Below are 11,408 nucleotides of genomic sequence, written 5' to 3' on the forward strand. Positions count from 1 at the left end.
ATTTATCTTTAAAGCGAATAGTTAATTTATAAAAATTTAAGAAATTGATTATGAGTTCTTTAGAATTTAGGTTTATTCTAAGGTATTAGTAAAATTTTAAAGGTGGATTTTCATGTCAATCCGAAAAAGTCTCTTTCTTTCGAATGCTGCAATGGTCATAATGCCCATTATTATCTTCATTCTTTATTTTACCTTACTTAATATCATCTTCAGTGGTGATTTTAAACTTCTAAGCAACAACTATCACCGTGGGTGGCAAACAGGGGCAGGCGGTCAGAATATCGAATTATTTAATCAGTTGAAGAAAACTGCAGCCTTAGAAACAGAAAAATTAACCGATCCTTCATTCATGGATACTTTAGTCAAAGAGAAAAAAGTCGATATTATTATCCGGAAAAACAATCAAGTTTTATATTTATCAGATGCCATAAAGGATTTGAAAGATGATAGGCTTCCAGCTTTTGGTGATGAGGGGTATCAGCCAGTTGCTTGGCTAGATAAGAGGCCTTATTCCATCAGGCAGCATGACTTTTACTTTAGGGATGGAACAGAAGGTACTATTTTTCTACTCGACAAAGGAGTGCCATTTATCCAGTTTGCGAGAAAGTTCTTTCCATTGATTTTCATTGGCTTTGTACTGATTTTGGTGTTAACGAATACGATACTCTCCTATTTTATGTCTAGACGAATTCTCAAGCCGATTCAGCAAATGTCGGTAGCTGCTGCCAAAATTAGTGCAGGGAATCTTGATTTTCATATGGAACCAATCCGTAAAGATGAATTAGGGAAACTAGTAAAATCATTCGATGAAATGAGAGTGAAATTAAAGAAATCAGCCGAACTAAGAGAACAATATGAAAATAATCGGCGCGAGCTGATCGCCAATATTTCACATGATTTAAAAACTCCAATTACCTCAATTCGGGGCTATGTTGAAGGAATTAAGGATGGGGTTGCCAATACAGAAGAAAAGCTCCAACGGTACCTTAATACGATTCATGCGAAAGCCACACATATGGATTGTTTAATCAATGAGCTTTTTCTATTTTCAAAATTAGATGTAAAAAGTGTACCTTTTCATTTTGAAAAGGTTGAGTTGAAAGCCTTTTTAGAGGATTTTCTTGAGGAAATTAGACTTGATTTGGCTGATAAGGCTACTCTGATTTCCATGGAGGCGAATTCGTGCTCACCTATTATGATTGACCGTGATAAAATCATACGGGTGATGAACAATATTATTTTTAATAGTGTAAAGTATCGGGACAAAGGTCTGTGTCTTATTCAAATTAATTTGCAGGAACATGAAGATTTGTTAAAGGTAACAGTCATTGACAATGGGCCAGGCGTGCCAGCTAAAGAAGTAGCTAGCATATTTAACCGCTTTTACCGCGGCGACCCTTCACGGAGTTCAGAAACAGGTGGAAGCGGGCTGGGACTAGCGATAGCTGCGCAAATAATCAAAGCGCATGGCGGTAAAATTTGGGCTGAAAACTCTCCGGAGGGCGGCTTAGGGATTCATTTTACTCTGCCAAAATCAAAGGATAAAGGTGGAACCTATGAGTGACATTCTCATTATAGAAGATGAACAAAGTATTGCGGAATTAGAACGTGATTATTTAGAAATTGAAGGTTTTGAGATCGAAATTGCCACTGATGGAAAAACTGGACTTGAAGCAGCTCTTCGTCAAAACTATAGATTAATATTGCTGGATTTAATGCTTCCAACCATGAATGGATTTGAGATTTGTAAGCAAATACGAAAAGAAAAAGATATCCCAATCCTTATGGTTACAGCAAAGAATGAGGACATAGAAAAAGTCCGTGGCCTTGGTCTTGGAGCAGATGATTATATCGTCAAACCATTCAGTCCAAGCGAGTTGGTTGCAAGGGTCAAGGCGCATTTGGCCAGGTATGAGAGGCTGATCCGGAAAAGTGCGCCGGTCGACGAAATTCAAATTCGTGGCCTGCAAATTAATAAATCATCAAGACAGGTTTTTATTAATGAAAAAGAAGTCATTTTAACAACCAAGGAATTTGATTTATTGACCTTTTTAGCCCTTCATCCTAATCAGGTTTTTACGAAAGAGCACTTGTTTGAACGAATTTGGGGCCTGGACTCGATGGGCGACACGGCCACGATAACTGTTCATGTGCGAAAAATACGCGAGAAAATCGAATCAGACCCAGCTAATCCTCAATTTATTGAAACAGTCTGGGGAGCAGGCTACCGATTTAAAGGATAAAAGAACGGGTTAGTTTTATAAGTCTAAAGAACTACATTGCAATGAATATTAACTATTGCTCCGTGCAAAATATGAAAAAAATAAAGGAGCAAAAGCAAAATGGAACATAACGCAAAACTGGTGTCTTCAGAGGTGGCCGCTTTATGGAGTGCCTATATGCAAAATTCAATGGCTTCATGTATTCTTCAACATTTTGAAAGTGTCAATGAGGACCAGGATTGTACGGAAATTATTCAATCGGCTTTAACGAACTGCAATTATGTTGTGAAGGAGGTCAAACAATTCTTTGAAAAGGAAAATCATGCAATACCAATTGGCTTTACTCAAGAGGATGTAAACTTGAAAGCCAAGAGAGTTTATTCCGATCTTTTTACATTAAGATACATAAAATACATGGCTGCGGCTGGGACTGCTGCGGCCGCTGCGCTGCTTGAGGTATTGGCTAGGAATGATGTGAGAGAATTATTTTCGAAAACTTCCCAGATGTTTATGCAGCTTTACAACGATGCTTGCGACATTCTTCTAAAGAAGGGGGCATTTATTCGCTCACCTACCATTCCTCCGATGGAAAAACCTGAATATCTGCAAGATGAATCATTTTTATCAGGATTAATTGGTAAACATCGACCTTTAACGGTCATAGAATTAGCTCATATTTCCAAAAATTGTGAGACGAATTCGATAGGCAGAACATTTATAACAGGATTTTCCCAAACAGCTCAAGTACCCGAGGTAAGAAAATTTATGGAGAGAGGTACAGAAATCGCTGCCAAACATGAAACCGTTTTTCGAGAAATATTAATAGAGGATGGTGTGCCACTGCCAAGTTCATGGGATTCAACCATATCCCAATCCATTGATGCACCCTTTTCAGATAAGTTAATGATGTTTCAAGTTCTCAGCCTAACTGAACTTAGTGTTACTGGATATGGAACGGCTATAGGAACAAGCTTAAGAAAGGATTTAGGTGGGCATTACACAAGATTAGTGTCAGAAGTCATGCAATATGCTGATGATGGCATTAAGTTGATGATTAAAAACAGATGGTTGGAACAACCGCCTCAGAATGTTGATCGCGAGGCATTAAGAAATAGAAGTAGTTGACAGGTTGTTACATGTTAGTGGATTGTTTGGCAGGTATCAAGATTAGTTTTAAATGTGTTTTTACGATTGGAACCCGTAATGTATGTTTACGGGTTCTATTTTTTTCTTACCCATACTTAAAACCAATTAAGTTTAGAAATATTTAAGAATTGCTTAAGAGGGAGTTTAGATATTCCGTTTACACTAATCCTTGTAGAACAACAAAGGAGGTGATGGGGCTGAAGCTTTCACATACATCGAAAAGGTGGCTGCTGATTTTTCACATTATATTTGCTGCAATCATGCTTGGGAATATGACGGCTTTTCTAATTTTTAATATTACAGCAGCCGCTGCCAGTGATAAAAGCATCGTTCAAACATGTTTTCAGGCAATGCATATTCTTTCTAAAACATCAGTGAGAGCATCAACAATCGGAACGACAGTAACAGGTATCCTTCTTTCCGTCTGGACAAAATGGGGATTGTTCAAATATTACTGGATCATCGCTAAAGAAGGGCTAACGGTACTTTGTATAGGTCTTAACTTTTGGGGAATGTATTCTTGGACATTGCGGGCTTTAAGCAAAAACAATGATCTTTTTTACGTTAAGACTGAGCTTTGGACAGGAGTTATTATTCAAATCATTTCACTCGTATTAATGTACATTATTTCAGTCATTAAACCATGGGGAAAAAGAGTAGGTTCGACCGCATTATAGAAAAATATATAGGAGATGATTTTAATGCATCATTGGGGATTTTTTCCTCCATTTTTTTTTATTTTTCCTTTAATTTTCATGGGATTGTTAGTTGCTAATCTGATCATGTGGCGTCGCAGGGGCAGAATGTGCTTCCGAGGTAACGGAGATGCACAGTTTATCCTTGCAAAAAGATTGGCATCTGGAGAAATTGATGTCGAAGAATATGAGAAAATAAATGAGATTCTAAAAAAATAATTTCAATATGAAGCCCCCCTTGAAGCTCAAGGAGGGCTAATAAAATTTATTAATTTATACGCTCTTTATATTCCTTTCCAGGCTCTTGCTTCCGCGAATGAAGGAAGTAATAAAGGACAATCCCGACAAGGATATAAAATGAACTTAAGAAGTAAAACGAACCAAAGCCCATTTTTGCAACCAACAAGCCAACAACGAAGGAACCTAGACCAATACCTGTATCAAAAATCGATAAGAAGGTAGCGGTCGCAAGCCCGCGTTTTTTAGGAGGGGCATCTTGAAGGGCGATGGTTTGAAACGTCGGAAAAAGTGTTCCCCATCCTAAGCCAATTAGAGCTGCTGAGAAAAGGAAAGTTCCGGCTGTACCGCTATTACTTAAGAAAAACATTCCGATTGCAAATAATACAATGGAAGGAAACACAATCACATTTGGCCCGCGAAGGTCAAATAATTTACCTGTAAAAGGTCTAGAAATCAAAAGGACAACTGCATAAACTACAAAGAAAAGACTTGATACGGCTGATAAGTGAACTTCGTTTGCATAGACATTGACGAAGGAAAGAATCGATGAATAAACAAGTGCAAAGAAAGCACCAATTATTGAAATTGGAACGGCGGAAGCCTCAAAGAAGTTACGAAATGAAAAAGTAGAATATGCAACCTTCTGTTGATTTTGAAATTTATTTCCTACTTTTACAAATAGACCTGCGATGAAGGATGCTAATGCACCGATTACACTAAGTGTAAATAACACTTTTGGTCCCCATTGATTCATAGCAGTAATGCCGATAAATGGACCGATGACCATTGCAAGATTGGCAGACATGATAAAGTACCCCATGCCTTCTCCCCGGCGTGAATTGGGAATAATATCAGCGACAATTGTACCGGCAGCAGTTGTTGCCATTCCAAAACCAATCCCATGTAAAAAACGAATCATTAGCATACTAGAAATTGTTTTTGGGAAAAAGTAAAATAGCGATGCTCCAAAGAAAATAATAAGAGCTGTTAAAAGAATCTTTTGATGTCCTGCCCTCTCCAGCCATTGCCCGGTAATGGGACGGGCAATAATTGCCGAGACTAAGAATACAGTAGTCATCAAACCAGCCTCAGATGCACTACTGTGAAATTCTTGCAGGGCTAAATTTGGCAGGGTAACAAGTAGAAAATAAAAGGTTAGGAAAAGAAAGAAGTTACTAAGCGAGATACTTATAAAATCTTTCGTCCATAATTTTGTGCTATTCATTTGATGCACTCCTTATTTAAGCTGATGCAGCCAGCTTTTTTGCAATGTTAAAAGATCTTGCTGGGAAGATACAGGAAAATTTTTCAATAAAGAATCATTCGATTCAAATACAGCTTTTTCCCATTCTGGATACTCTGTTAATGCTGAATCGGTTAACTGAATGATTTTCTCGCGTTTGTCTTTTCCGGGAACCTGCCTGACGTATCCTTGTTTAACTAGTCGTTGAATTGTACGTGTCATTGGCGGTGCTTCGACAAATAGGTAATCACACAATTCTCTCTGAGTTAATGAACCTTTGGTTTTTAGAACGAAGATTACCGACCATTGTGAGCCATATATGCCTAATGGTTTCAATGCCTCATTAAGGGTATTTGTAAGATGCCGTGAAAGTTGATGTAGTGTATGAAATAATTCGTGGGTATTCAATGTGGATTCACTCCAAAGTCCAATTAGTTACCTAGGTAACTATATTCCTTTTTATAATAATTGTCAAGGAATGATCACAAATAGGAGCGGGGACTAGTTTAGCGGAAATAAAATAAAAAATCCGCGGAAAAACCACTGATTTCCGCGGAATAAATAATAACTTATCTTAACACATTAAAGTATCTTGCCTCTGGGTGTGCAAATACCATTGCTGAAACTGACGCTTCTGGTTCCATCATACAGCCTTCTGTCAGCTGAATTCCGATTTCTTCCGGCTGAATCAGTTTGAATAATTTTTTCTGGTCCTCTAAGTCAGGACATGCAGGATAACCGAACGAGAAGCGCTGTCCTTGATATTTAGCAGTAAAGCGATCTTGCATTGAGAAATCTAGTGGATCCGGGAATCCCCAGCGATCGCGCATCTGACGGTGAATCAATTCGGCGAAGCCCTCTGCGGTCTCAAGTGCTAAAGCTTGAAGAGTATGACTTTCAAGAAAACGTCCATCATTTTTAAACTGATCTGCTTTTTCACGAATTCCTCTTCCAGCAGTTACAGTGAAAAATCCAACATAATCTTTTACTCCACTGTCAACTGATTTGATAAAATCTGCTAAACAAAGGAACGGTGCAGAATCCTGACGAGGGAAGTCAAACGTTTCAATGACCTCATCTGGTTTTTCAGGATTAAAAATAATTACTTTGTTACCATCAGATTGAGCAGGGAAAAATTGATATACTGCTTGAGGCGTAATCCAATGGTTTGCACTTGCATCTGCCAGCAATTGATCAACCACTTCTTTTACTTTTAATGCTTTTTCATCCTTTTCAGCTAGTAATTTTGCAATTTTTCCTTTAACCCCAAGATGGTGTCCTATAAGCATCTGCATATTAATATAAGGCTCGATATGTGACAAAGAATAAGTCCTTAAAATATGTTTTTTAGTGTCCATTGGAGTAAAAACCGGGACCGTTGTAGATACAGAAGGTTTTGGTTTTACAGCAACAGATACCGCAGAACGGGTTGGAATATCTCTTGGAATATCAGCGGCAGCCAATTTTTCTTGTTTTTCTGCAAAGAGTTTCTCGTGTTCTTCAGGTGTTTGCAGCTGATTGGCAAGTGATAAACCGGTCATCGCATCTTTAGCGTAAAGAACAAGCCCATCGTACTCTTTAGCAATTCTGGTATCAGTAAACTTTCGGGAAAGTGCAGCTCCGCCTACTAAAATCGGCAAGGAAATACCAGCTTCCTTCATATCTTGGGCCGTTAACACCATCTGCTGAGCAGATTTTACGAGCAACCCAGAAAGCCCGACCATATCTGGTTTTTCTTTTTGGATGGCTTGAACCAATTCTGTCGGAGTCACTTTGATACCTAGATCATGAACATCATAGCCGTTATTGCTAAGAATGATATCAACAAGGTTTTTGCCAATATCATGGACATCCCCTTTAACTGTTGCTAATAAAACTTTTCCTTTGGTGGAGGAAACATCGCCTTTTTCCATATGTGGCTCTAAATGAGCTACGGATGCCTTCATGACTTCAGCACTTTGTAGAACCTCGGCAACAATTAATTGGTTATCGTTAAAAAGCCGGCCAACTTCCTTCATCCCGTCCATTAATGGTCCATTAATGATATCAAGCGGGGCAGGATAGCGTTCTAGCGCTAAATCTAAATCCGGAAGTAAGCCTTCCTTTGTGCCCTCGACGACATAATAGGAGAGACGCTCTTCTAAAGTCATATCTGGTAGGGTACTCTTAGCCTCTTTCTTTTTACCACGATAAAATTCTGTAAAAGTGGCTAATGTTGCATCTGTGGTATTAAAAAGAAGATCATCTGCTAAAGCAACTTCATCTTTGGATATAGAAGCAAATCGTTCAAGTTTCTCCGTATTAACAATTGCATAATCCAATCCTGCCTGTGTACAGTGAAACAAAAACACAGAATTAAGGATTTCTCTTCCAACAGGAGGAAGACCGAAACTCACGTTACTAATCCCTAAAATTGTTTGAACCCCCGGTAGTTGTTCTTTTATTAACCGAATTCCTTCAACAGTCGCTTTGGCCGAGCCAATATATTGTTCATCACCGGTACCGACTGGAAAAACTAATGGATCAAAAATCAAATCTTGGGATTTAAGACCGTATTTATTTACTAAAAGATCATGGGAACGCTTAGCGATTTCTAGCTTTTTCTCAGCCGTAACCCCCATGCCTTTCTCATCAATGGTTCCAACGACAACAGCTGCTCCATATTTGTGAATTAAAGGTACAACCGCTTCAAAACGCTCCTCACCGTCTTCAAGGTTAATCGAATTGATAATCGCTTTTCCTTGCGAATATTTAAGAGCTTTTTCAATAACTTTTTCATCAGTTGAGTCGATAACAAGTGGAACTTTAACCTTCTTCACTACCTCTTTAATAAAATTCTCCATATCGACAATTTCATCACGATCAGGATCAGCTAAGCAAATATCAATAACATGTGCTCCACCCTTAACCTGCGCACGAGCAACTTCAGAAGCTTCCTCGAATTTTCCTTCAGTAATCAGTCGTTTAAATTTACGAGACCCAATAACATTTGTTCGTTCACCAACCATGATTGGTCTTAGTGTAGGATCATCGTATACAAACGGCTCAATACCAGAAACCATGTGAACATTCGACTGATTCGTTTCTCTTGGTTTATAGTTTTTCATGGCATCCGAAATTGCTTTAATATGTTCAGGAGTTGTTCCACAACAGCCCCCAACAATATTTAGCCAACCATGGGCCGCAAAATCGGATAATTTTTTCGCTAGAATTTCCGGTGTTTCATGGTAGTGTCCATCCTCATCAGGCAAGCCAGCATTTGGATAACAGCTAACAGCCGTTGTAGCAAGATTGGAAAGGGAACGAATATGATCCTGCATAAACTCAGGACCAGTAGCACAATTAAGTCCAACAGCAATGGGATTCATGTGCTCAACCGAAATATAGAATGCTTCAATAGCTTGACCGGCAAGGGTAGTGCCCATTGGTTCAATTGTTCCAGATATTACAATCGGAAGTGTTGTACCAGTTTTTGCAAAAGCACTTTGAATGCCTGCAAACCCAGCTTTAACATTCAACATATCTTGGCTTGTTTCTAGCAAAAGAAGGTCTACGCCGCCATCAATTAAACCAAGCGCTTGTTCCTCATAGCTGGCTGCAAGTTCATCAAAGGTTGTTCCCCCGGTCACACTTAGCGTTTTCGTTGTCGGCCCCATGGAACCCGCAACAAAGCGAGGCCATTCCTCGGAATAAACTTTTTGTACCTCACCAATCGCAATCATCGCAGCGATTTTATTGATTTCATAGGCTTTGTAGCCGAGACCATATTCATCGAGGACAATGCTGGTTGCCCCAAATGTGTTAGTCTCGATAATATCTGCTCCTGCTTGTAAATACTCTCGGTGAATATTAGCAATAACCGATGGAGCGGTTAAGTTTAGATTTTCATTGCAGCCATCGTATTCCTCGCCGCCAAAATCATCTGCGGTAAGATTGGCACGCTGGAGCATGGTTCCCATGGCACCGTCCATAACGAGGATTCGTTTCTTTAATTGATCAGAGAATGATGTTTTCGGCAATGTTGTTCCTCCTCACTTGACTTGCACGCTGATTGGCGTATTGGGCCAGTTCAGCGGTTAGTTCATAACGTAAAAATGGTGTAATTAAATAAATTCCGTTAAATAAATCTAATGCCGTGTCAATTAATGACTTTGTAATTTCAATGCCAAGGCGGGTTGCTTGTTGCGGATGGTCATTCAGAATTGCCATCCTTTCACGTATGGAATCAGCTATTTTGATTCCAGGTACTTCATTATGAAGGAACTCCGCATTTTTACTGCCAGTCAAAGGCATTAAGCCAATATAAATAGGTGCTTCCAAATGCTTAGTATTTTCATAGACTTCAATTAATTTTTCTTCAGAGAATACAGGCTGTGTAATAAAATAATCGGCTCCAAATTCAACTTTTTTCTCCATTCTTTTAACTGCTTTCTCGAGAGAGCGGACATTTGGGTTAAAGGCTGCTGCGATGCTAAAAGCAGTTTTTTGTCCCAAATCCTTTCCGGAGTATGACAACCCATCATTCATTGCCTTTATCATTTTGATAAGCTCAAACGATGAGACATCATATACAGATGAAGCACCCGGGAAATCTCCAACCCTAGCAGGATCACCTGTTATAACGAGAACATCATTCATCCCTAGCGTGTGAAGCCCCATTAAATGAGATTGCAAGCCAATAATATTACGGTCGCGGCAAGCAATATGAATGAGAGGACGCATTCCTAAATCTTGTTTTACTAAATAACCCAATGATTCATTGGAAATGCGAACCGTTGCTAACGAATTATCTGCAAGTGTAATCGCATCAATTCCCGCTTCCTTTAATGCTTTAGCCCCTTCGAAAAATTTAGTAGTATCTAGCTTTCTAGGAGGATCTAATTCTACAATTACAGATGGTCTTTCTTTCACAATTTGTTGTAGAGGAGCAAGATCCCTTTTCGCTGCCAAGGACTCAACGATTATTTTCTTTTGTTTCAATTTTACTACTTTTTCGACAATAGGGACACTATTCTTTAGTTCAGTAGCAAAGGCTTTAATGTGTGCCGGTGTGGTACCACAACAGCCTCCTAGTAAACGGACGCCTTCATTTCTAAAGCTTTGAGCCGATTTTCGGAAGTAATCTGCATCTCCTTCATAATGGAATTTTCCGTCGGTATACGCAGGTAGACTGGCATTAGGGTAGGCCGATAAAAAAGCATATGATGGCAATTCAATCTGTTCTAGCGCTAACAGCATATGGTGAGGACCAAGACGGCAATTAAGGCCGACGACATCGGCACCAAGTGCTTCAAGTCGTGTTAAGGCATCATTGACAGGAGTTCGATCCTGCAAAAATCCTGGCTCCTGATGGGAGACCTGAGCAATAATTGGCAGTTTGGTTTCCTTTCTGGCAATCGTCAGAATGGTTTCAAGTTCTTCGAGGTCGTAAAAGGTTTCTAGTAGTAATCCATCCACTCCCTCAAGAAGCAGGCAATATAACTGTTCACGAAAGCTTCGCTTTAATTCTTCTATAGAAATGGAATCCGGCTTAACTCCTCGATTTCCACCAATCGTTCCAAGGATGTACGAATTGTTATGGGTTGCAGCCTTTTTAGCTATTGTAACTGCAGCACTGTTAATTTCCTTTACAGAATCCTCCAAGCCATATCTTTGCAGTTTCAAATAGTTTGCCGCATATGTGTTGGTTTGGATAACGTCAGCACCTGCATCAATATAGGATTTATGGATCGTTTGGATGTGGTCTGGCTGGGAAAGATTTAATTCTTCCAAACAACTGTCTTTCCCATACGAATAAAGAAGCGTACCCATGGCTCCGTCGGCTATTAAGATTTGATTTTTTAATTTTTCTAAAAAGCTCAT

Annotated in this window: 8 protein-coding genes; 4 read left to right on the forward strand and 4 right to left on the reverse strand. The window is 39.2% G+C overall.

All coding sequences use genetic code 11. The features are described 5' to 3' along the window. Positions 1–112 precede the first annotated feature (112 nt). The 4 genes from ABES02_RS11815 (at position 113) to ABES02_RS11830 (ending at position 4,045) form a co-directional block, all read left to right on the forward strand. Positions 113–1,564 (forward strand): sensor histidine kinase, encoded by a 1,452-nt coding sequence (locus tag ABES02_RS11815; protein WP_430134606.1) that lies wholly within the window; start codon positions 113–115, stop codon positions 1,562–1,564. Beyond that, complete coding sequence (locus tag ABES02_RS11820) at positions 1,548–2,243, forward strand: response regulator (RefSeq protein ID WP_430134608.1); 696 nt, start codon at positions 1,548–1,550, stop codon at positions 2,241–2,243. The genes ABES02_RS11815 and ABES02_RS11820 overlap by 17 nt, the downstream gene beginning before the upstream one ends. A 99-nt stretch (positions 2,244–2,342) precedes the next feature. Then, positions 2,343–3,347, forward strand: a complete 1,005-nt coding sequence (locus ABES02_RS11825) for a DUF3231 family protein (RefSeq protein WP_430134610.1) — start codon at positions 2,343–2,345, stop codon at positions 3,345–3,347. A gap of 212 nt (positions 3,348–3,559) precedes the next feature. Then, complete coding sequence (locus tag ABES02_RS11830; protein WP_430134613.1) at positions 3,560–4,045, forward strand: hypothetical protein; 486 nt, start codon at positions 3,560–3,562, stop codon at positions 4,043–4,045. Between the two features lie 286 nt (positions 4,046–4,331). On the opposite strand, the gene ABES02_RS11835 is transcribed toward ABES02_RS11830, so the two are convergent. From ABES02_RS11835 to ABES02_RS11850, 4 genes are all read right to left on the reverse strand, one after another. After that, the gene (locus tag ABES02_RS11835; protein WP_430134616.1) at positions 4,332–5,528 is read right to left on the reverse strand and encodes an MFS transporter; all 1,197 of its coding nucleotides are present in this window, start codon (positions 5,526–5,528) and stop codon (positions 4,332–4,334) included. A 12-nt stretch (positions 5,529–5,540) separates the two neighbouring features. Further along, positions 5,541–5,954, reverse strand: a complete 414-nt coding sequence (locus ABES02_RS11840; RefSeq protein ID WP_430134619.1) for a MarR family winged helix-turn-helix transcriptional regulator — start codon at positions 5,952–5,954, stop codon at positions 5,541–5,543. 161 nt (positions 5,955–6,115) lie between these two features. Continuing rightward, the gene (gene metH / locus ABES02_RS11845) at positions 6,116–9,565 is read right to left on the reverse strand and encodes a methionine synthase (RefSeq protein ID WP_430134622.1); all 3,450 of its coding nucleotides are present in this window, start codon (positions 9,563–9,565) and stop codon (positions 6,116–6,118) included. Then, entirely contained in the window at positions 9,543–11,408 is a 1,866-nt protein-coding gene (locus ABES02_RS11850; protein ID WP_430134625.1) for a bifunctional homocysteine S-methyltransferase/methylenetetrahydrofolate reductase, read from the reverse strand. The genes metH and ABES02_RS11850 overlap by 23 nt, the downstream gene beginning before the upstream one ends.

The sequence above is a fragment of the Neobacillus pocheonensis genome (genome assembly GCF_050477905.1).
GTDB lineage: Bacteria > Bacillota > Bacilli > Bacillales > Cytobacillaceae > Neobacillus > Neobacillus pocheonensis_A.

What these genes read in the sequence shown, in the direction of transcription:
- ABES02_RS11815 (WP_430134606.1), top strand. Translation starts at nt 113, where the DNA reads ATGTCAATCCGAAAAAGTCTCTTTCTTTCGAATGCTGCAATGGTCATA.
- ABES02_RS11825 (WP_430134610.1), top strand. Translation starts at nt 2,343, where the DNA reads ATGGAACATAACGCAAAACTGGTGTCTTCAGAGGTGGCCGCTTTATGG.
- ABES02_RS11830 (WP_430134613.1), top strand. Translation starts at nt 3,560, where the DNA reads ATGGGGCTGAAGCTTTCACATACATCGAAAAGGTGGCTGCTGATTTTT.
- ABES02_RS11835 (WP_430134616.1), bottom strand. Translation starts at nt 5,528, where the DNA reads ATGAATAGCACAAAATTATGGACGAAAGATTTTATAAGTATCTCGCTT.
- ABES02_RS11850 (WP_430134625.1), bottom strand. Translation starts at nt 11,408, where the DNA reads ATGAGCTTTTTAGAAAAATTAAAAAATCAAATCTTAATAGCCGACGGA.